Here is a 21,149-nt window from a genome sequence, read left to right on the forward strand (position 1 = left end):
TTCTCCCTGATCGATTACTTAAATTCAGCCTGATCGAAGATCAGTGAGCCATCAGCCAGCATGTAGACGCCGTCGAGGTTCTTGACTTTGCCGACAATATTGTCCGGCGACCCCAGGAAGACCACGGGCGCATCCTGCCAAATCTGGCGCTGCGCATCGGCGTAAGCGGCAGCACGCTTGCTGGTATCGGCAGTGGCTAACCCGGCGGTAATCGCCTTATCCGTGAGCGGATTGCTGTAGTAAGAGACGTTATAGGCAACCGGAACCCAGGATTCAGTAGCGAACAGAGGACGCAGCGCCCAGTCCGCGTCACCCGTAGACGGTGACCAGCCGTTATAGAACAGATCAAACTCTGCTTTTTTAGGATCTTTGACGCCGAACAGCTTAGCGTTACGCATCCCGGAATCCATCGGAGTAACGGTGACCTTGACGCCGACCTGTTCTAACTGTTGTTTGAAGAACTGCGCGCTACGGATGTAGTCAGTGCGGTTCGTTGTCCACAGCTTCAGGTTCAGACCATTGGCATAGCCCGCTTCTTTTAGCAATGCCTTGGCTTTTTCCGGGTTGTAAGTGTAGTTAGGTGAACTTTGGCGGGCAAAGAACTGCACGTCTGGCGCCATCGGCGAAGACGCAGGAACGCCCATGCCGGCAAAGCCGACTTTCAGCCAAATGTCGCGATTGATGGCGTAGTTAAGCGCCTGACGCACGCGGACATCGTTCAGCGGCGGACGCAGGTTATTCATCGCCAGCCAGAATTGATAAATACTTGAGTCACGCTGAATCGCCAGCTTGCTGTCGTTTTGTACGGTGCCGATCAGGTCGGAAGGCAGCGGATACACGGCATCGACCTGGCCGGACTTCAGTGATGCGACGCGGGTGGAGTCTTCCGGCGTCGGGTAGAAGGTGACGCTGTCGACTTTGGGCCACCCTTTCTGCCAGTAATTGTCGAATTTCACCAGCTTCACATCTTTACCCTGCTGCCATTCGGTGAATTTGAATGGGCCAGTACCGACTGGGTGTACGCGTAATTGCGCTTCGTCCGGGTATTTTTTTAGCGCTTCCGGGCTGTGCATGACGGCAGATGGGTGCGCCAGCGTGTTCACAAAGGCGCCAAAGGATTTGTTCAGCGTAATTTTAACCTGCGTCGGCGACAGCACGGTGACGCTTTGCACCATGTTAAACAGGCTGTTGCGCTTCAGGCCTTTGCTTTGGTCGGCCAGACGATCAAGGTTGGCCTTAACGGCGTCAGCGTTGAACGGCGCGCCATCCTGGAAGGTGATACCTTCACGCAGCGTCACGACAAACTCGGTGGCGGTGTCGTTACTGGTATAACCGGTCGCCAGACGTGGCACCAGCTTCATTTTGTTATCGAACTGGAACAGGCGCTCGAAGATGCCACTCTGAATGGAATAGCTCAGCGTATCTGACGTGTCATGCGGGTCAAGCCCGGTGATATCGGCATAGATAGAAATGCGAAGATCTTGTGCCTGGGCAACCGCCGCCAGACACAGTGAAAGCCCGAGGGCAACGGCAGAGTGACGAACAAATGGCTTCATGGTTATCTCTCTTGGTCAGTAATGAATGTGTGTTGTGAATACGTTGTTTTTTATAAATAAACGGTGTTTTATGGCTATTTTCTTGTCATGACGTCACGTTTCAGGCGGCCGATTCGTTGTCGGCGACCCAGTGGTGCGGCGCAACCTCGCGATAGCGCGTTTTGGCGACGGTCTCACCGGCTTTACGCAAAGGTGAAGGGATTTCGCTGTCGTCAAACTGGCGCGCACCGCGGCGCGTTGGGTCGGCAATCGGCACCGAAGCCAATAGACGGCGGGTATATGGATGCTGGGGATCGTTAAACACTGACTGGCGCGGGCCGATCTCCACAATCTGGCCGAGATACATCACCGCGACGCGGTTGGCGATGCGTTCGACCACGGCCATATCGTGCGAGATGAAAATCCACGACACACCGGTATTTTTCTGGAGATCCATCATCAGATTGACCACCTGCGCCTGAATCGACACATCCAGCGCCGACACCGCTTCATCAGCAATGATGACCTGTGGTTGGAGCGCCATCGCGCGAGCGATGGCGATACGCTGACGCTGTCCGCCGGAAAACTCGTGCGGATAACGGCGCGCGTGCTCAGGCAGCAGGCCAACGCTTTTCAACAACGCCTGCACCTGCGGCGTCGCTTCTTCCAGCGATTTCACCAGCCCGTGGAGCATCAGCGGTTCGGCGATGGTAAAACCAACCGTCAGACGAGGGTTGAGCGAAGCATACGGATCTTGAAATACCATCTGCATTTTTCGGCGCAGCGGCTGAAAATCACGCTCTTTCATATGAGATATTTCGTTGCCCTGAAAACGAATGCTCTCCGCGTCGCTCTGTACCAGGCGCAGTAGCGCACGTCCGGTGGTGGATTTTCCGCAGCCGCTTTCGCCGACAATAGCCAGCGTTTCGCCCGGCCAAACGTTGAAATCGATTTGTTCTACCGCGTGAACATAGTGGGTGACGGTAGACAAAATCCCGCTGCGCATCGGGTAGTAGACGCTCAGCCCGCGAATATCCAGCAGTGGCGCAGTGTCATAACGGGCGGTCACCTGCTCACTGTCTTCCGAGTCGCCCGCTTCTTGCCCCAATAATGGAAAGCGCTTTGGCCACAGGCTATCGCGCATATCGCCCAGTTTGGGTACGGCGGCCAGCAGTGATTGGGTATACGGGTGTTGCGGTGCGGCGAAAATCTGTTCGACGGTGCCCTGCTCTACGATTTCGCCGCGATACATCACCACCACGCGGTCGGCGATTTCCGCCACCACCCCCATATCGTGGGTAATAAACAGCACCGCCATGTCGCTCTGCTGTTGTAGATCGCGCAGGATTTGCAGAATGCGTGCCTGCACGGTGACATCCAGCGCGGTAGTCGGTTCGTCGGCGATCAACAGTTGCGGATCGCAGGCCAGCGCCTGAGCGATCATCACGCGCTGACGCATACCGCCGGACAGCGAGTGCGGGTAGCTCTTCATCACACGGTCGACATCGGCGATACGCACTTTATGGAGTAGTTCACGGGCTTTTTTGTCCGCGCTGGCGGCATCGCAGATTTTATGGTCAAGCAGCGCTTCGGTAAGTTGGTCGCCGACTTTCAGCACCGGATTGAGCGAGGTCATCGGTTCCTGAAAAATCATCGCGAGATCGCGACCGCGCAGCTTGCGTCGGGCTTCTGTTTTCATGCTCAACAGATCGTGCTGCTGACCGTCGTGGGCGGTAAAACGGAGCGCGCCACGTTCAATGTTGGCCGACTCCGCCAGCAATCCCATCACGGCCAGTGACGTGACCGATTTTCCTGAGCCACTTTCACCGACTACGGCGACCACTTCACCTTTGTTCACAGTAAAGGAAATACCCTTTAGCGCCTGATGCGTGCCGGAACGGCCACGAAAACTGATGCTCAGATCGTCGATCTCCAGCACAGGTCGGGAGGCGTTACCAGGTGCGGTGGCGGCACCCGTGCGCATGATATCCGTCATGGTCACTCCGGTTGAATGTGTTAATAGGGCCGCGCTTGAAGGCGTCATAGCCAAATTCGTCCAAGGTTATAAGTGAGGTAAGGCGAACTGTCGGCGGCCAGCCAAATCGGGCCATCGAGATCGACATGCTCGGCATCGGCGGCGATCGGCAGAGCCGCTTCCATTGCCATCGACGAGCCTAGCCTGCACCCCACCATGATACGCAGGCCGTGAAATTGCGCTTCACGCACCATGGTCAACGCCTCAGTCAGCCCGCCGCATTTATCGAGTTTGACGTTAATGACGTCGTAACGACGACGCAGCCCGATAATATCTCCGCGATGGCGACAACTTTCATCCGCGCAGATAGGAATCGGATGGGCGAAACGCTGCAAATCCTCGTCTTTATCGACAGGCAGCGGTTGCTCAATCATCGCGACCTGGTAAGGCAGTAGCGCGGTGGATAGACTCTGTAAATCCAGCCCGCTCCAGCTTGCTCTGGCATCAATAATTAATCTGGCGTCGGGCGCGGCGGCACGAATAGCGGCGACTTTTTCCAGAATGAGTTCGCGATCGAGTTTGATTTTCAACAGCAGTGCGCCGTGGGAAACGGCGTCGGAGGCCGCCGCCGCCATGTTATCTACGCTATCGAGCGCCAATGTTTGCGCACAGATCATGGATTGGGGTGGATGGATCCCAACGCGTTGCCACAGCGTCTGTTTTTCTAAGGCGGCGTTCAACCGCCACAGCGCACAGTCCAACGCATTTCTGGCGGCCCCCGGCGATAAATGCAGTTGAAGTTGTTCGATGCTAAGGCCGGTTTCTATCGCCTCTTGGATCACCGCGAGCTGGTGACATACGCTGGCGGCAGACTCGCCATATTGGGCAACCGGCGTACATTCACCTTGTCCAATAAATCCTTTCTCTTCTAACGCGACGCGAATAACGGTAACCGCGTGACGCCTACCGTTCTCCGTCGCCATAGGGCGGGCGAGTGGCAGATTGACGGTTTCAATTTGCATATGCCGCATCATCATTCTTCTCATTCACACTCAGGGAATGAATAAACTATTTCATGATGCACCAGCACTGACGAATACTTCTTCATCCGTGGGGTATAACCTGAAGTTATAGCATAAGCATAAGGTATGACTGGTTATGCGTTGGCAAACGCGATATCCCGCCGCCCGCCAAAGATTCGTCATGGGCCGCTCAAACCTGGCCCAGCCCAACCAAACAATGCGAATGATTTCGTGTATAATGCGCGCCAGTTTTCATTGACCCGCCGGAGATGAGCCATGCGCCTAACAGGCCGAAGTGCACAGCAAGTACGCCCCCTTAAATTGACCCGCCATTATACGAAACACGCTGAAGGTTCCGTTTTAGTCGAATTTGGCGATACCAAAGTGCTATGCAATGCCACCGTGGAAGAAGGCGTTCCGCGTTTCCTGAAGGGCCAGGGGAAAGGATGGGTTACTGCTGAATACGGTATGCTGCCACGCGCCACGCATAGCCGTAATGCCCGTGAGGCGGCTAAAGGCAAACAGGGCGGACGGACGTTGGAGATCCAGCGCCTGATCGCGCGCTCGCTGCGTGCGGCAATCGACCTGAAAGTGCTTGGCGAATACACCATTACGCTCGACTGCGATGTATTGCAGGCCGACGGCGGCACGCGCACCGCCTCCATCACTGGCGCCTGTGTGGCGTTAGCCGATGCGTTAAATAACATGGTCGCCAGCGGCAAGCTGAAAAAGAACCCGATGAAAGGCATGGTCGCCGCGGTTTCCGTCGGTATTGTCAACGGCGAAGCGCTGTGCGATCTGGAATACGTGGAAGATTCCGCCGCAGAAACCGACATGAATGTCGTCATGACCGAAGACGGGCGCATGATTGAAGTGCAAGGCACCGCCGAGGGCGAGCCGTTTAGCCACGAAGAATTACTTGCCCTGCTGGCCTTAGCCCGAGAGGGCATTGATACGATTATTCAGGCGCAGAAAGCGGCCTTAATCGATTGATTTGTTAGCGCAGGAGCGGCCACATGGTCGCTTTTTTTATGTTTAACCCTCCGTTTTAATTAACCATTAATCACCTGATTAATCCGTAATATGAGGAGATGCCGTAATGAAAGCCTACCAGCGCCAGTTTATTGAGTTTGCGCTCAGCAAGCAGGTATTGAAGTTCGGCGAGTTTACCTTGAAATCCGGGCGTATCAGCCCCTATTTCTTCAATGCCGGATTGTTTAATACCGGGCGCGATCTGGCCTTACTGGGGCGTTTTTATGCGGAAGCGCTGGTCGATTCCGGCGTAGCGTTCGACCTGCTGTTTGGGCCGGCGTACAAAGGCATTCCGATTGCCACGACCACTGCGGTAGCGTTAGCTGAACATCACGATCGCGATCTTCCCTATTGCTTCAACCGTAAGGAGGCAAAAGACCACGGCGAAGGCGGCAGCCTGGTCGGTAGTCCGTTACAGGGCCGCGTGATGCTGGTAGATGACGTGATTACAGCGGGCACGGCGATTCGGGAATCGATGGCGATCATTCGTGCCCATAGCGCGACGCTGGCGGGGGTGATGATTGCGTTAGATCGTCAGGAACGTGGCCGTGCCGATCTGTCTGCGATTCAGGAAGTGGAACGGGATTATCAGTGCAGGGTGATTTCGATTATTACGCTAAAGGATTTGATTGCTTATCTGGCGGAAAAACCAGAGATGGCGACGCATCTGGCGGCGGTGGAAACCTATCGCCAGCAGTACGGAATCTAAGGTGATAGGGGCAGGATATCGCCCAAAATAGCTAGCGATATCCTCACCATTTCAATGAAAAGTGCTGTTTAGTTCAATTGTGCGGCGAGCAGCGGCCAGCGGGTAGCGAATTCCTGGGTCGGCCGATAGCGAAACTCCGAACGAATAAAGCGTGACAACATCCCTTCGCAAAATGCGAGCAACTGGCTGGCTAACAACGTTTCATCATGCTGGAAACCTTTGCCGTCGCGTAGCTTATGTTCGCGTAAAACTTGGCGTAGCTGTGATTCGATACGCTCAAACAGTTGGTTAATTCGCCCTTGCAGGCGATCTTGTTCAAACATCAGCGCATGACCAGTCATGATGCGAGTCAGGCCTGGATTGCGCTCCGCGAATCCTAAAATTAGCAGTAGAATCAGACGAAGACGATTAAATGTTTCTTTCTCGTCTTGCAGAATCAGATTAATGCGGGTAGTCAGACTATCCTCAATAAATTCAATCAGGCTATCGAACATCCGCGTTTTACTCGGGAAATGCCGGTAGAGCGCCGCTTCAGACACGCCGACGTTTGCCGCCAGTTTTGCCGTGGTGATACGTTGGCTGCCATCGCTGGACTCCAGCATCTGCGCCAGCGCCTGCAAAATCTCCTCGCGGCGATTCCTCTTCGTACTTTCTTTTTCTGCCATGTCTGAAAAGACCCTTGCTAAATAGTGGCTGACAAGCACCCCGTGGCGCCACAGTCGCTATTTTCCAGGAATTAACGGGCGCTGTGGCTTATAGGTATTGTTACACGACGAGGTGGGTGGCGTGCGTTAGCGGCGGCCTGAGTGGCCGAAGCCGCCTTCTCCGCGTTCGCTACTAACGAAATCGTCGACCAGGTTGAATTCGGCCTGCACGACGGGGACAAAAACCATCTGCGCGATGCGCTCGCCCGGTTCAATGGTAAACGCCTGTTGACCACGATTCCAAACGGAGACCATCAGTTGCCCCTGATAATCCGAATCAATCAGTCCAACCAAATTCCCCAGCACCACGCCATGTTTATGACCTAACCCAGAACGCGGAAGGATAACCGCCGCCAGCCCGGTATCGGCAATATGAATCGCCAGCCCGGTGGGGATCAGCGTCGTCTCCCCTGCGTTAAGTTCTACTGGCTGATCCAAGCAAGCGCGTAGATCAAGCCCGGCAGAACCCGGCGTAGCATAGGTCGGTAGCGGGAACTGCTGCCCAACGCGTGGGTCAACAATCTTAACGTCGATTTTTTTCATCATAACGGCTGATAATCTCGTCGATTAATCTTTGGCCAAGAAGACGCTTGTCGCACTGCGGCAACACCGCGTCCCCGTCTTGCCAAAAAAGGTGTAATGCATTGGTTTCACTATTAAAACCATGCCCGGAAAGCGAGACGTTGTTCGCGCAAATCAGATCCAATTTTTTACGCGCCAGTTTCTGCCGGGCGTATTCTTCCACATTCTGGGTTTCAGCGGCAAACCCGACAACATAAGGACGATTATTCACCATCGCGGCAACATCGGCGATAATATCCGGATTTTTGACCAGAGTGAGCGTCATTTCTTCACCTTGCTGGTGCTGTTTTTTAATTTTCTCATCGGCAATCTGTTTGGCGCGATAGTCGGCAACCGCAGCGCAACCGATCACAATGTGCTGCTGGGGCGCGTGTGCCATCACCGCCTGCGCCATCTCCAGCGCGCTGCCGACGTCAATACGTGTGACGCCCTGCGGCGTGGCGAGCGAAACCGGGCCGCTGACCAGTGTGACATTCGCGCCACGGGCTGCCGCGGCCTGCGCGATAGCAAAGCCCATTTTTCCGGAGCTATGATTGGAGATAAAGCGAACCGGGTCCAGCGCTTCTCTCGTTGGCCCAGCGGTGACCAGAATGTTCAGATGGTGCAGATCGTTGATGGCAGAAAAATGACGCTGCGCTAACCCGACAATCTCCTGCGGGTCGATCATACGGCCCGGCCCAACGTCGCCACATGCCTGGCTGCCGCTATCCGGCCCCCAAATAGGTAAACCGCGAGCCGCCAGCGTGCGCAGGTTGTCTTGTGTGGGCACGGCACGGTACATCTGCTGATTCATTGCCGGGACGACAGCGACAGGCGCGGGTGTCGCCAGACACAGCGTGGTCAGTAGGTCGTTCGCCATGCCAGCGGTGATACGAGCAATGAGATCGGCGGTGGCAGGCGCGAGAATGACTAAATCCGCCCATTTCCCTAACTCGATGTGGCCCATTGACGCCTCTGCCGCAGGGTCAAACAGGTCATCGGATACGGGATAGCCGGAGACGGCTTGCAGCGTCAGTGGCGTGATGAACGCTTTGGCGGCAGGGGTCATGACTACCCGCACATCGGCTCCCGCATCGCGCAGACGCCGCACCAGTTCCGGGCACTTGTACGCGGCAATACCACCGCTGATGCCCAGCAAGATTCGTTTGCCAGAGAGAGCGTTCAGACTGGAAAATTCCGTCATCATCATGGTCCGAGTGAAAGTCAGAAGAACCGCCATTTTACCATAACCTCACGTTCAGAGAGGAACCTTAAGGCTGTCAGTGCGATTTCCCTAAGCAGATTGCGGGACGCTTCGCAGCTCTTTATCACCGATGTCGTTCTATTTCTGCGGGCGTGACATGATGCTGTCGAGCGGTACAGGGGGAGTGTAATGGGGTGGGAAAAGGGTTTGGCGCCGCGTGAAAAGCTGGTGCGTCTTGGTGTGGAGTCGTTGACGGATGCCGAATTGCTGGCGATTTTTTTACGTACCGGGTTACCCGGCGTGCATGTGATGCAATTGGCCGAGGGATTGTTGGCCCAGTTTGGGTCGTTATACCAGCTAATGACGGCTGACCAGACAGCCTTCCACGCGGCCAAAGGCGTGGGGCTCGCAAAATATGCGCAGCTTAGGGCCATCGCGGAGCTATCGCGACGGCTATTTTTCTCCCGTTTGGCGAAAGAGGATGCGATGCGGAACCCAGAAGCGACGGGACAATATTTGCAACTCTTGCTATCGAGACGTGAACGCGAAGTCTTCCTCGTCTTGTTTTTAGATAACCAGCACCACGTTATTCGCCATCAGGAGATGTTTGTGGGGACAATCAGTAGCGTAGAGGTACATCCACGTGAAATTGTGCGTGAAGCGCTAAAGGCGAATGCGGCAGCGCTAATACTGGCGCATAATCATCCGTCGGGGAAAGCGGAGCCGAGTCAGGCTGACCGCGCGATAACCGAACAGATTGTCAAAGCGTGCCAGTTGATGGAAATCCGTGTGCTCGATCATTTGGTTATCGGGCAAGGAGAATATGTTTCTTTTGCCGAACGCGGCTGGATTTGACCGAGATTTCCGCGATCCAAGGGGATCTTTAGCTGTTCGGGACTTGAGCGCTTAGACTTCAAAGCGTATACTACGCCACCTTTGAGAATCTTGGGTGTGGCGTTAAGAGCCTATCTCAGCAGGTTTATCCTGATGACAGAGTCTTTCCAGTGAAGTTGCTGAGATGGGCTCTAAAGCCTGACGAGGCGGCCAAACCCTATACGAAGCTCGAGCTGATTTGATTTTTGGAGAATAGACATGTCCCGAATTTGCCAAGTTACTGGCAAGCGTCCGGTGACCGGTAATAACCGTTCCCACGCACTGAATGCGACCAAACGCCGTTTTCTGCCGAACCTGCATTCACACCGTTTTTGGGTTGAAGGCGAGAAGCGCTTTGTAACGCTGCGTGTATCTGCTAAAGGTATGCGCGTTATTGATAAAAAGGGTATTGAGACGGTTCTGGCCGATCTGCGTGCCCGTGGCGAAAAGTACTAAGGAACTGAATCATGGCTAAGGGTGTTCGCGAGAAGATCAAGCTGGTTTCTTCTGCTGGTACTGGTCACTTTTATACCACCACGAAGAACAAGCGTACTAAACCGGAAAAATTGGAACTGAAGAAATTCGATCCGGTTGTCCGTCAGCACGTTGTCTACAAAGAAGCCAAAATTAAATAATTTTGGTTTCTTGATAAAAACCCGGCTTTGGTCGGGTTTTTTTTCGTCATGTGCCAGCCAGCGTGTCGATTTGGTTTAACTGTTATGTGGTAAATACTGCGGGTAAAATTAAAATACGCCAGCAGAGATCCCGTTTCCCATCGTATCCCTGTCTTGCGGATTGTCACAGAGGGTATCCTGTTGTTTATGCTAATGTAGCCACCTTTATCAGGAGACGCGCATGCCTGAATTGCCTGAGGTCGAAACCAGTCGTCGGGGGATTCTACCGTATCTTGTCGATCACACCATTCTCTACGCTGAAGTCAGGAATCCGCGCCTGCGCTGGCCGGTATCGCCTGAAATCCTTGCGCTGAGTGATGAGCCGGTACGGAGTGTGAGTCGGCGAGCAAAGTACCTCTTAATTGAACTGAAACACGGCTGGATTATTGTGCATCTTGGCATGTCTGGTAGCCTACGGATATTGCCAGAATATAGCGAGCCAGCGAAGCACGATCACGTTGATTTGGTGATGGACAGCGGCAAAGTGCTGCGCTACACCGATCCTCGGCGTTTTGGCGCCTGGCTATGGACGGATAATCCAGAAACCTGCTCGGTCCTGGCGCATCTGGGGCCTGAACCACTAGAAGCAGAATTCTCGGCAAGTTATCTCTATCAGGCGTCTCGCGGTAAAAGGACGGCAATAAAACAGTGGATTATGGATAACAAAGTGGTGGTTGGCGTAGGGAATATTTACGCGAGCGAATCGCTGTTTGCTGCGGGTATCCACCCTGACAGGGCCGCCGGGTCGTTAACGGAAAGTGAGGCGGCTGTGTTGGTGAGCGTGATTAAACAGGTACTACTACTTTCGATTGAACAGGGCGGCACGACGCTGCGCGACTTTTTGCAATCCGATGGTAAGCCCGGCTATTTCGCGCAGGAACTACGCGTTTATGGCCGTAACGGCGAACCCTGCCGAACATGTGGAACACCGATCGAAATCGCAAAACATGGGCAGCGCAGCACGTTTTTCTGCCGCCGATGTCAGAAGTAATTATCGTTGCCGTTAATGACAGTCGCGATGTCGTAGCTTGCGGGAAAAAAAACGAAATTGTTCTTTTAACCGAATGAGATGATAAACCCATCCTGTCGAATCAACGTCAATATTAAATTGGCGGTGCAATGCCAGTAGATCATTCGCCTGACAAACCTTATGGCTGCCTTTGGCAGAAAGATCGATAATTCGGATATCGCCATGCGGTGTCAGAATAAAATTACCGGCATGAATATCATTCGACGCTAAACCTGCCGCGTGTAAGGATAGGACGCAAGAACGTATCGCAGGAATATATTTCTTCAATTGACGAAGATTGGCAAGCGGCGTGCCATCAATATATTCATGAATGGTATATACATCAGTGACCATCCGAAAATGCGTTTTCTCCATCACCAGATAAAGATCCGCCGTTACCGTACAACCGCGAGCAATAGCACGATCAATATCAACAATTAGGCGCGAGAAGAACGGTCCGAAAATAAAATTCATAATTTTCTTTTCGATACGGCTATCAATCTCCCGATCGCGTTTAATGACGTATTTTTTCCCTTGAGATCGCACCAATGCAACCGAGCGATCTGCATTGCCACTGTTTAGCAGCTTGTAATCAAGTTTGCCGGCTAAAAACGCATGCAACAGCGCAAGATAGTCAGTGCCGTCATCCTTGATATAAATTGAAAATCCTTCACTATTTATTTTTTTTATTGTCATGACGCTGTCCAGATAAATCTACAACTCCATTTTGAAGTGACTAATGGCCCGTTGCTTCATGCTACGGGGATACCTTTATTTAAGACATTCTCAGTTTTTTTCTCAGCGCCGCTGAAATGTCGGCAGGTAAAAAATGTGATACATCGCCACCATGTCGTGCCACTTCTTTAACTAGAGAAGAAGAAATAAACGACCATTTTTCTGATGGCATTAGGAATACGCTTTCGAGCGTAGGCATCAAATGGTGATTCATTTTCGCGAGCTGGAGCTCATATTCGAAATCGGCTACGGCTCGCAAACCACGGACAAGAATAGTCGCATTTTGCTGCTGTGCAAAATGCGCCATGAGATCGCTAAAACCGATAACATCGACATTTGATAAATGTTGTGTCGCCCCCTTTGCCAGCGCGACGCGTTCATCCAGAGTAAAAAGCGTATGCTTGCTCGGGCTGGCGGCGATAGCCAGTATAACATGATCGAACAGTCGCGCTGCGCGCGTTAACAGATCCAAATGGCCATAGGTTAAGGGATCGAACGTTCCAGGATAAATCGCTTTGGTTGTCATCACGCCAGCCCTTCATTCAATGTATGGTAGCGACTGCTTTACTGCGTCCGCTGAGGTAAATAAGGTTCCAATAACGTCAATAGCATCTGTAACGCGCCCTGATTTTGGTGTAATACCTCCACAGCATGTCGACCATAGTAGAGACGATAGTCTTCATCAGCGAGCAGTTTCCCAACCTCTTTTCCAAGTGAGTCTGCATCAGTGACGGTAATCAAGCCATCAGCCTGCTCTAGCTTATTGCAGATATCTTTGAAATTGAACGTGTGTGGCCCCATCAATACCGGGATCGCATGGGCGGCAGCTTCTAGCGGGTTATGCCCGCCTCGCTCAACCAGACTCCCTCCCACGAAAGCAAGATCGGCGATGCCATATAACAGCATGAGTTCGCCCATGGTATCGCCAATCACGACCTGCGTGTGCGGAGAAGGTGTTTCGCCACTGCTACGCAGCGTATAAGCAAACCCCAGATTTTCTGCCAATGCCTGAGTCGTGGAGAAACGCTCCGGATGGCGGGGCACCAAAATTAATAATAAGTTTGGGTAAGTGCCAAGCAACTGCCGGTGAGCAGCCAGAACGATCGCTTCCTCACCTTCGTGCGTACTGGTGGCGATCCATACCGGACGATGCGGTGCCCATTGTCGACGCAAAGTAATGGCTCGGGCCGCCAATTCTGGCGTTACGGAGATATCGAATTTTAGGCTGCCGGTGACTTTTAAGCTTGAGCGCTTCAAGCCAAGTTCGATAAATCGATCACCATCTTCCTGATTCTGTGCGGCGACGAGCGTAACCTGCCGCAACATATGACGCATTAATTTCCCAATCTTCTTATAACCCGCCGCAGAGCGCGCGGAGAGCCGGGCGTTTGCGACAACCAATGGAATATCGCGCTTATGCAGTTCCGCGATCAGGTTTGGCCACAGTTCAGTTTCCATAATGATGACAATTTTGGGGCGCACCTGATCGAAAAAACGTTTTAACGCGCAGGGCAAATCGTAAGGGAGATAAACATGGTAAACCGTATCGCCAAAAGCGGATCGCACGCGCTCAGAGCCAGTTGGCGTCATCGTTGTCACCGTGATGGGCAGATGAGGGTAACGGTGGCGCAGCGCTCTGACTAAAGGAATGGCGGCGAGAGTTTCACCCACGGAAACGGAATGCAACATGATACCGTCAGGCTTGACCTTCTCCGCACAAAAGCCATAACGCTCACCCCAACGCCGACGATAGGCTGGGGCCTTACGGCCACGAAGCCACAGGCGCAACCAAATCAACGGCTGGATGAGGTACAGAATAAAGGTGTAGAGGGTTTGTAACATAATATCTACTGTTATCGGTTATCGCCGGGGGATTTTATCGGGTTTGTGGGGATATGGCTATTTTATTTCCGAATAGTTAAAATCTCTAATGATATTATTTAACATACAATCAGGACTATACTGATATAATATAGATTTTTTTACAGGAGTAACCGGCGCATCTAAAAAATAATTTATTTCACTAAGAGAGTCTCTTCCTAAAATAAAAAATTGATTAGGAGAGTAAAAATCATATTTTTCAATATCCGTGTTATTGGTTATTATTTTTTTATCAAAAAATATCGCTTCTAACGTTCTCAAAGTCAGCCCCGACTGCCCCTCTCTATTTATTTCCAATAACACCTCAGATTCTAATGATTTTTTTATATTATCATCATAAGTTAAATAATCACTCACATAATATTTTGATTTTTTGAACGAAGTTTTATCTTTTACCACATGAAAATTTATTGTCAGGGAATTTTCTTCCAATCTTTTAGCTATATATTCTATATCCTCTATCCTTCCTTTATCCCTTCCGAGAAAGAAACACTGTTTGGGATGTATTATGATTCCCTTCCTTATTTCTTCTACTTCCTTAAAACCGAAGGGGAAAAACTGGTTCAAATAGAACAAGTCTTCTTTTTTACAGTCTTGCTTGTCGAAACTATATATTCTTTCAAATACTCTTTTCGCGACAGAGAAAGATACATCCTTGCTCTCTGCCAAACTACTTCGTAGCAGAAGTATTTTTCTGCACTCAATATGTTTTATTATGTCGATATATTTATAGAACAGGGACTCTTTAAATATCAAAATATCGTCATTTGATAGATTTTTATATTTAGATTTTATATATTTCCCAACCAAAAAATTCAACATCTCATTATTTTTTATTCTCTTATTAATCGAGTAAATTCTCTTTGATGCTATTTTTATATCGGCAATTTCATATTCTCTTTTTAAATATGTAATCATTACCCTTTCATAATCATCATTCCAATCAGCAAAATATATCATATTGCCCCCAATATTTTTAACTAAAATATTTTTTGAACTCTGATTTTTTAAAAATGGTTTCTGGAACAGAACTATTAGGTGAAAGATTTATTACTTTGACTCCCAATTTTTGTTCTAAGACATAAGATGCCTGTTTTAAAGAAAGCATTATAGAATCCATATCTATATCTAATTGAGTATGAACTTTGTCATTTTTATTTTCATAAAATCTCGGTTTTTCAAAATTATTCATATCCATGCCTAATATATAAACTTTCTCAAACCCAAGATAGGATATGATTTGTAATGCCCAATATATGACAGTTTTCCCTGGAAATAATCCTTCGTTTATGTCGGTCGAGAAACCGATATTATTAATTTTATCAAAGTGAAAACTCAGATTCTCTTTATTACTAATATATAAGTCATGGAAGTTATATTTCGGAAGATAGGTTCTTTCGTAGACATCCTCTATTATAAATATTGAACACTTTAAAAAGTCGATACTATGTTTTTTAATTATCTTTATAATAACTCCGACAGTTGTAAATAGAATTAAATTTTTATCGCTTATGATTTCTTTTATGATGTTAGGACGATGATCTGGAAAATAAATATCTGTTATAACATAAAAAGAGAAATTTATTACGCCATTCAGGGAATATGCTCCATTTACCCCCATGATAGGAATATCTAATTTTTTGTCGAATTTAATATCATTAATAGATGGGCCTGATGCAATTAATAATATTGGACCTCCTTGGCCTCTCTTTATTCTATCAATTCCTAACAACGGAATCTTCTCTCCTTTATATAATAACTCGATGATTTCATGATCTTTATTTCTTGTTATTTTTACATCCGGCCATAGCTTTCTATTATGGTGGTATTTTTTTGAGTGTGTGACTTTGTATAGAACTTTATAGAATTCTTTTTTTATTTTCTCAAAAATTCCCATTTACATATTTCCTTTAATTTTTTTATTAAATATTTATTTTGATTAATTATTGCCAGGAATGATTTTCCTTTATGAAAAAAATGTTTGGAACTATAACGAAGTTGATTGGCTGAATTGGCTTTCTCAAGGGGTACATCTCGCCAAGGAGATTTGGCTTTTGCTTCATAAAAATAACCCGAACTTGGGTAGATGGCCCATTCGTGCCAGGGTTTTGTTGGTCCGATGTAATGAATGAAAACCGTCTTATCATTGATCGGATGTGGATAGGTTTCGCCGCGCTTACATTTTAGTTCATAATTAATACTGAATTGTGTATTGTATTTCTTATCAAGGAAGAAGATGTGTTCTGGTAAGAGCATATTAAGAATATCTTGGTCAGGATATGAGATCCTGTTTGTAATATCCTTGTCTATCAGCATCATCATTGTTTTAGTCGTGATGTTGTTACGATGCCAATTTTCTAAGTTAATCAATAGAACGCCAGAGTTAAAATATCCATTCTTTATTTTAGAGACAGCCAACCGTTTAGCGCATTTCTCCCACCAGGGGCTTTCTCCTTCAGCGACGGCAGCGATAATATAATCTTTTAGATTTAGCTCTGATAACTCTTGCAAGGAACCGTTACAAACGATGTCTGAGTCAAGGTAGATAATTCTATCAATATAGTGATGGAAATAATCAATAGCGATAAAACGAAAATAAATGGCGTATGACCAATTCTTAGTATTTGGTAGTGATTTCAACCAGTGACAATTAACAACATATAGTGTGATTGACGTATTATATTGTTTAGCCAGTGACTTAAATCTATTATAATTCTCGCTATCAAGGGTATCTGTGAAAATATGAAAAGCCAATGCTTGGTTGGGATTTTTTAGTAAAACTGAGGTAATAGAAATTGCGCAGCCGAATAGAAAATTTTCATCCGTACCAAATGCAATATTCAGAGCATCCTTACTGTGATGTGAAGATGAGTAAGATAATTCAACAACCTTTTTAATCACTTCATCTTTTTTAAAATACATAGTAGGCCCAGCCGAAAGTTAGCAGATAATCTGATGTTTGATGACAGCGCTAATGCAGTTCTTTATCGACTGATAATAAACATCATCATAAAACGCTTGTATCGACGATTTTATCTGTTCTGTTGGCGGCAAGCATTCTTGATCGATAATTTCTTGTAGCGCAATGCGCAGAGCATCGATATCTCCCATCGGATACAGTTGCCCATTGATGCCATTCTGGATGATATCTGCCGGTCCAGAGGGACAGTCACTACTCACGCAATATATACCATACGACATAGCCTCAAGTAATGTCATGGGAAGTCCTTCGAAGGCAGAACTCATAATGAATGCTGAAACATACTTAATATTATTTTGTATGTATTCCCATGGTGTTGCCTGCCAACCGTGCCAATTGACTTGCGCAGCAATGCCCAGTTTTTTAGCATAGTCCTGACAGACTTGGGAATCAGAACCATCGCCAATAAAGTGGCATTCCCACTCACCCTTTAGCCGGGAAAGCGCGTCCAGCATATCTTTGAGACGTTTTTGCCCTTCAAATTTTAGCCGCCCGACGTAGATAAACACGGCCTTTTCTGTTTCGGTGGGTCGTGGAATAACCGCCGTTTGCGGAGTAACCGGATTGAAAATAACAGAGATTCGTTCGGGAGGTACGCCACGCGTGATTAATTGCTGCTTAATACCTGAGCTGATTGCTAAATGATGATCTGCCACCAATGCCTGTTCGGCATGTTTCTTATGATCGAGAGAATAATGCAGCCAGGATATTAACGGCAGCTTTTTTTTACTATATCGGATCGCTTGTGCGGCAACTCGACAGGTGGGGGCATCAAAGGCAATGACAGCATCTGGCTGGTTCCTTTTGATATAAGACGCGAGCGCGTTGGCATGAAACCGGCGGCGTAAACATGAAATTTTTATACCTGAACGGTGGCAAACGAATTTTTTCCCCATCAGCCAGGCTTTATCCATACGATCATCACGACATAAGAAATACAAGGTGTAGTCGTTTGGCGTTTCAGCATCGTTTTCAAGAAAGCTGGTTACTTTTTTGAGTACGGTCTCGATACCACCGAACCCAGAGGTCGCCTCACCAACAAAAAGTATATTCATAATAGTATGGCTCTGGTTATAACGCTTTGCGTTGCGTTCTCTCGCGAATTTTTTCTGCTTTAATATTGGCGTCGCGGAATAATGCTTGTTCCTGATGCAATGTGGTATGTAACGACTGATGATCGAAATAAATCCGCAAAAAATATAAGCGATCTCTGTTCGTCAATCCGATGTCTAATGATGAAAAATAAAGTCCGATAAGATCTTTATTACGCCAGCGCAGCGGAACGCGATCGCGAATTTGTGCGCGGTGTAGATCAATAACCGAGAGCGTAAATGTGGTATCGGTCGGTTCATAAGGTAGATGCAATAAAAAATGGCAGATATAGCAATCGCGGTGATTAATACCACCCGCATGCATCCCCCGCACCATCTCCGCGACCCGGCGGATAAGACGCCGCTTCTCTTTTACTCTTGGAGGATTTTTGGCCCAGGTCGCACAGTAATCTTCCAGGCTGATCGTTGGATTGAGATCTTCTGTGATAATAAAAGAATGGCGGCGCAAGGGGTTAATACCGCGTTGTCCGAAGCCGACGCCGTGCATGGTATTTACCCCTAATTCAGTCAGGCGATGAATAGCCTTCCACTCCCGATCGGCACCGAGTACAGGGAGCCTGAATGACACGATATTTTTTAGCGCTTCTTTCAACGCCGTGCCGCGATGTATTTTGATAAAATAGGAACGGTCGTCTAACGTAAAACGTAGCGTGCGGCGGCTTTCCAGAGCGCGAAATACCTCGCCATCCAATTTTTCGACCTCAACAAAAGGATCTTTATCCTTCCACAGAGAGGCGAAAGGTTCGCGTAATTCGATCATCTTTGCTCACCTGTTATCAATGCGGCAGCCTTTTCCGGCAGGCTGTAGATATCCGCCGTGTCGGCAAAACGGCGGGCATTTTCCGCCCAGTGCGCCAGCGTATCCGGCTGACTTAGCGTATCACGCAAAGCGAGATTTAGTTCGTCCTGGCTAAAAGGAGACGGGATAACACGCCCGGCTTGCGCTTGATCAATATAAAAAGCATAACCGCAGACATCGGTGACACATACCGGTAACCCCGCCGCGATGGCTTCAAGCAAAACAATGCCCGCCGCTTCCTGATGTGCCGGATGCATGAGCAAATCCGCCGCGGCCATAAAATCGGCGATATCATTGCGACCGGCGAAGAATCGCACCTGTTTCCCTATACCTTGCTTTTCGGCGACCGAGTGGAAATATTGCGGTTTATCCTGACCGACGACCAGAAATATCAGATTATGGCGTAAACGTGCGGGCAGACTGGCAATCGCGATGATGCTGCGTTCCACTCCCTTGCGTTTAAAATCAGAACCCACCTGGAGCAAAACCATGGCATCCTGGTCAATTCCCTGCGACTGCCTAAAGGTTTGTCGGATCGTAGGAGAATGGCGATCGTATTTTCTATCTAACGCAATGCCTGGCGGGAGGATGTGGAAACGATCGTCTTGAGTACCATAATGTTTTTTGAAATCCGCGATTTGTCGCCGCGTTAGCATTAGCATGTGAGTTTGGCTGGTCGGTTTGAAAACCGCGGTTTCAAATGCGGCATAGTGTTTATAGCGTGGCGTGAGTCGATAAAAAAAACCTTTCTCTCGTTCAACCTTTTCTGCATAACACACGTCAGCGGCGTAATAGAAATCCAATCCCGGCATTTTATTAAAACCGACCACCCGATCGACGGGATGCGCTGCAAGATGGCACTGCACCCACTCAACGTAGCGCGCATGGCGAGTATGATTACTCAGACCGGAGGTAGGAACGAGAATAATCTCCATATTATCGGGCCTATCACCCTGCCACGACAGTACATAAACCCGCACTGAATGACCCCGTTTGACACACGCCTGCGCAATATTGAGAAAATCACGCTGTAAGCCGCCAAAGGGGAAATATTTATACAGGCAGATAGCAATATTCATTATTCTTCCTTGCCTGTCATTTTGTCATTAAGCCGATCTTTCAACAGGGAATCCGCCGCCTGAATGACATCCCGCGACGGTATGCAAGATAGGTATTTTTTATTTCTATCAAGAGACGTTCTTTCCGGCATCGGCTGGTAGTCCCCGGCCCAGATAACGATGCTATTACCAGACCAGGGGCGCCATTTTTTATGGTCGGTTGGCCCAAACAGGCAAACTAGCGGTGTACCCAGCGCGGCCGCCATGTGCATCGGCGCAGAATCTACGCCAATATAAAGCACGGCCTTATCGATCAATGCCGCCAACTCTAGAAAGCTGGTTTTACCGGCGAGCGAGACAATCGGCTTATGGTGGCTTTGAGCATAAATATCATGCACATCGCGTAGATCGTCTGGCGAGGGGCCGCAGGTGAGGACAATCTCTACCCCTTTATCATGCAACGCATCAATGACGGCGGCGAATTTATCATTGTCCCAGCATTTAAAATATTGCCTGGCGGTCGGTTGGATGACGACATAAGGTTGTTCACGAAGCTGCGGTTGTGCGCCGAAGACGCGTTCTGCATCTTCAAGGCGATAATAGAGCGACATTCGATCGGCTGATTGCGCGGATAACCGGAGCGGAGAGAGTAAAGATCTATTTTGCTCAATGACGTGCTGCCCCAGAGGGCGCACACAATCGCTAAAAAATAAGCGCCACATCTTTCCTTTCAGACGATCGCCCCGATCGATGGCAATGCTACGTCCCCCTAATGATTTTACCAATAGGGCGATAGGCCATTGGTCAGCCAGATTAACGATCAGGTCGTAATGATTTCTCTTCAGTTTCTGCCCGATTTCTTTGAAATTACGGATTTTTTCCCAAAGCGTGCGAGTCTTTCTTTTAAGCCCATAAAGCGCATTTATCTCTGGGTTGGCGGAGAGAATCGGCATGGTATCCTGATACAGCAATACATCGATCTTCGCGTCAGGGTAATTGGCTTTCAGTGTGCTGATAAGCGGAGTGGTTAGCAGCATATCGCCATGATATCTGAGCTTGACCACGAGAATCCGGCGATAAGAGATGATGCGTTGACTCACTCATTTTCCTTAATGTAATCAAAAACTTATGATTTTTATAGGCACGCTACCGCCCCTGGCTCGACAGCTACCAGCGGACTGGGTGACCCGAAACTTCACGGCAATTGGCGTGCGCAAATTTATCGCGCACGTATCCAGACGAGGTATGGTACTAAAACCCACATCCCTCTCACAGAGGTAAATGCT

Annotated in this window: 22 protein-coding genes; 6 read left to right on the forward strand and 16 right to left on the reverse strand. The window is 49.0% G+C overall.

Annotated elements, in window-relative coordinates; translation table 11 throughout:
* Window positions 1-14: 14 nt before the first annotated feature.
* From RFN81_RS17190 to ycjG, 3 genes are all read right to left on the reverse strand, one after another.
* The gene (locus RFN81_RS17190) at window positions 15-1,556 is read right to left on the reverse strand and encodes a glutathione ABC transporter substrate-binding protein (protein ID WP_264496966.1); all 1,542 of its coding nucleotides are present in this window, start codon (window positions 1,554-1,556) and stop codon (window positions 15-17) included.
* Window positions 1,557-1,656: 100 nt separating this feature from the next.
* Entirely contained in the window at window positions 1,657-3,531 is a 1,875-nt protein-coding gene (locus tag RFN81_RS17195) for an ABC transporter ATP-binding protein (protein ID WP_264496967.1), read from the reverse strand.
* 44 nt (window positions 3,532-3,575) lie between these two features.
* Window positions 3,576-4,541: an L-Ala-D/L-Glu epimerase gene (gene ycjG / locus RFN81_RS17200; RefSeq protein WP_264499031.1), complete on the reverse strand. Its 966-nt coding sequence runs from the start codon at window positions 4,539-4,541 to the stop codon at window positions 3,576-3,578.
* Between the two features lie 267 nt (window positions 4,542-4,808).
* Here ycjG and rph point away from each other — a divergent pair, with 267 nt between their 5' ends.
* Window positions 4,809-5,525 (forward strand): ribonuclease PH, encoded by a 717-nt coding sequence (rph, locus tag RFN81_RS17205; protein ID WP_264496968.1) that lies wholly within the window; start codon window positions 4,809-4,811, stop codon window positions 5,523-5,525.
* 106 nt (window positions 5,526-5,631) lie between these two features.
* Window positions 5,632-6,273 carry an orotate phosphoribosyltransferase gene (gene pyrE / locus RFN81_RS17210; RefSeq protein WP_264496969.1) on the forward strand — a complete coding sequence of 214 codons (642 nt, stop codon included), beginning with the start codon at window positions 5,632-5,634 and terminating at the stop codon, window positions 6,271-6,273.
* A gap of 68 nt (window positions 6,274-6,341) precedes the next feature.
* Here pyrE and slmA read toward each other — a convergent pair whose 3' ends face one another.
* The 3 genes from slmA to coaBC all read right to left on the reverse strand — a co-directional run bounded on the left by slmA (window position 6,342) and on the right by coaBC (window position 8,778).
* Window positions 6,342-6,938, reverse strand: a complete 597-nt coding sequence (slmA, locus tag RFN81_RS17215; protein WP_264496970.1) for a nucleoid occlusion factor SlmA — start codon at window positions 6,936-6,938, stop codon at window positions 6,342-6,344.
* 126 nt (window positions 6,939-7,064) lie between these two features.
* Complete coding sequence (gene dut / locus RFN81_RS17220) at window positions 7,065-7,523, reverse strand: dUTP diphosphatase (RefSeq protein ID WP_264496971.1); 459 nt, start codon at window positions 7,521-7,523, stop codon at window positions 7,065-7,067.
* Entirely contained in the window at window positions 7,501-8,778 is a 1,278-nt protein-coding gene (coaBC, locus tag RFN81_RS17225; protein ID WP_378928762.1) for a bifunctional phosphopantothenoylcysteine decarboxylase/phosphopantothenate--cysteine ligase CoaBC, read from the reverse strand. Before coaBC ends, dut begins: the two co-directional genes overlap by 23 nt.
* A 153-nt stretch (window positions 8,779-8,931) precedes the next feature.
* On the opposite strand from coaBC, the gene radC reads away from it, so the two are divergent.
* From radC to mutM, 4 genes are all read left to right on the forward strand, one after another.
* Window positions 8,932-9,597 (forward strand): RadC family protein, encoded by a 666-nt coding sequence (gene radC, locus RFN81_RS17230; protein WP_264496972.1) that lies wholly within the window; start codon window positions 8,932-8,934, stop codon window positions 9,595-9,597.
* A 237-nt stretch (window positions 9,598-9,834) separates the two neighbouring features.
* Window positions 9,835-10,071, forward strand: a complete 237-nt coding sequence (rpmB, locus tag RFN81_RS17235; protein WP_264496973.1) for a 50S ribosomal protein L28 — start codon at window positions 9,835-9,837, stop codon at window positions 10,069-10,071.
* An 11-nt stretch (window positions 10,072-10,082) separates the two neighbouring features.
* Window positions 10,083-10,250: a 50S ribosomal protein L33 gene (gene rpmG / locus RFN81_RS17240; protein WP_002442576.1), complete on the forward strand. Its 168-nt coding sequence runs from the start codon at window positions 10,083-10,085 to the stop codon at window positions 10,248-10,250.
* 220 nt (window positions 10,251-10,470) lie between these two features.
* A complete protein-coding gene (gene mutM, locus RFN81_RS17245; protein WP_264496974.1) occupies window positions 10,471-11,280 on the forward strand; it encodes a bifunctional DNA-formamidopyrimidine glycosylase/DNA-(apurinic or apyrimidinic site) lyase in 810 nt (269 codons plus the stop codon).
* 12 nt (window positions 11,281-11,292) lie between these two features.
* Here mutM and RFN81_RS17250 read toward each other — a convergent pair whose 3' ends face one another.
* The 10 genes from RFN81_RS17250 to rfaQ form a co-directional block, all read right to left on the reverse strand.
* Complete coding sequence (locus tag RFN81_RS17250; protein ID WP_264496975.1) at window positions 11,293-11,994, reverse strand: lipopolysaccharide core heptose(II) kinase RfaY; 702 nt, start codon at window positions 11,992-11,994, stop codon at window positions 11,293-11,295.
* A gap of 79 nt (window positions 11,995-12,073) precedes the next feature.
* A complete protein-coding gene (gene coaD / locus RFN81_RS17255) occupies window positions 12,074-12,559 on the reverse strand; it encodes a pantetheine-phosphate adenylyltransferase (protein ID WP_264499033.1) in 486 nt (161 codons plus the stop codon).
* A 38-nt stretch (window positions 12,560-12,597) separates the two neighbouring features.
* A complete protein-coding gene (gene waaA, locus RFN81_RS17260) occupies window positions 12,598-13,875 on the reverse strand; it encodes a lipid IV(A) 3-deoxy-D-manno-octulosonic acid transferase (protein WP_264496976.1) in 1,278 nt (425 codons plus the stop codon).
* Window positions 13,876-13,932: 57 nt separating this feature from the next.
* On the reverse strand, window positions 13,933-14,874 hold the full coding sequence (locus RFN81_RS17265) for a lipopolysaccharide biosynthesis protein (protein WP_264496977.1): 942 nt from the start codon (window positions 14,872-14,874) through the stop codon (window positions 13,933-13,935).
* A gap of 16 nt (window positions 14,875-14,890) precedes the next feature.
* The gene (locus RFN81_RS17270; protein WP_264496978.1) at window positions 14,891-15,811 is read right to left on the reverse strand and encodes a sugar glycosyltransferase; all 921 of its coding nucleotides are present in this window, start codon (window positions 15,809-15,811) and stop codon (window positions 14,891-14,893) included.
* Complete coding sequence (locus RFN81_RS17275; RefSeq protein WP_264496979.1) at window positions 15,790-16,836, reverse strand: glycosyltransferase; 1,047 nt, start codon at window positions 16,834-16,836, stop codon at window positions 15,790-15,792. Before RFN81_RS17275 ends, RFN81_RS17270 begins: the two co-directional genes overlap by 22 nt.
* A gap of 18 nt (window positions 16,837-16,854) precedes the next feature.
* Window positions 16,855-17,949 (reverse strand): lipopolysaccharide 1,6-galactosyltransferase, encoded by a 1,095-nt coding sequence (gene waaB, locus RFN81_RS17280; protein WP_264496980.1) that lies wholly within the window; start codon window positions 17,947-17,949, stop codon window positions 16,855-16,857.
* A 16-nt stretch (window positions 17,950-17,965) separates the two neighbouring features.
* A complete protein-coding gene (gene rfaP / locus RFN81_RS17285; RefSeq protein ID WP_264496981.1) occupies window positions 17,966-18,766 on the reverse strand; it encodes a lipopolysaccharide core heptose(I) kinase RfaP in 801 nt (266 codons plus the stop codon).
* Window positions 18,763-19,884 carry a glycosyltransferase family 4 protein gene (locus RFN81_RS17290; protein ID WP_264496982.1) on the reverse strand — a complete coding sequence of 374 codons (1,122 nt, stop codon included), beginning with the start codon at window positions 19,882-19,884 and terminating at the stop codon, window positions 18,763-18,765. Before RFN81_RS17290 ends, rfaP begins: the two co-directional genes overlap by 4 nt.
* Entirely contained in the window at window positions 19,884-20,963 is a 1,080-nt protein-coding gene (gene rfaQ / locus RFN81_RS17295) for a lipopolysaccharide core heptosyltransferase RfaQ (protein ID WP_264496983.1), read from the reverse strand. The genes RFN81_RS17290 and rfaQ overlap by 1 nt, the downstream gene beginning before the upstream one ends.
* Window positions 20,964-21,149 lie beyond the last annotated feature (186 nt).

Source organism: Pectobacterium cacticida (genome assembly GCF_036885195.1).
GTDB classification, from domain to species: Bacteria; Pseudomonadota; Gammaproteobacteria; order Enterobacterales; family Enterobacteriaceae; genus Pectobacterium; species Pectobacterium cacticida.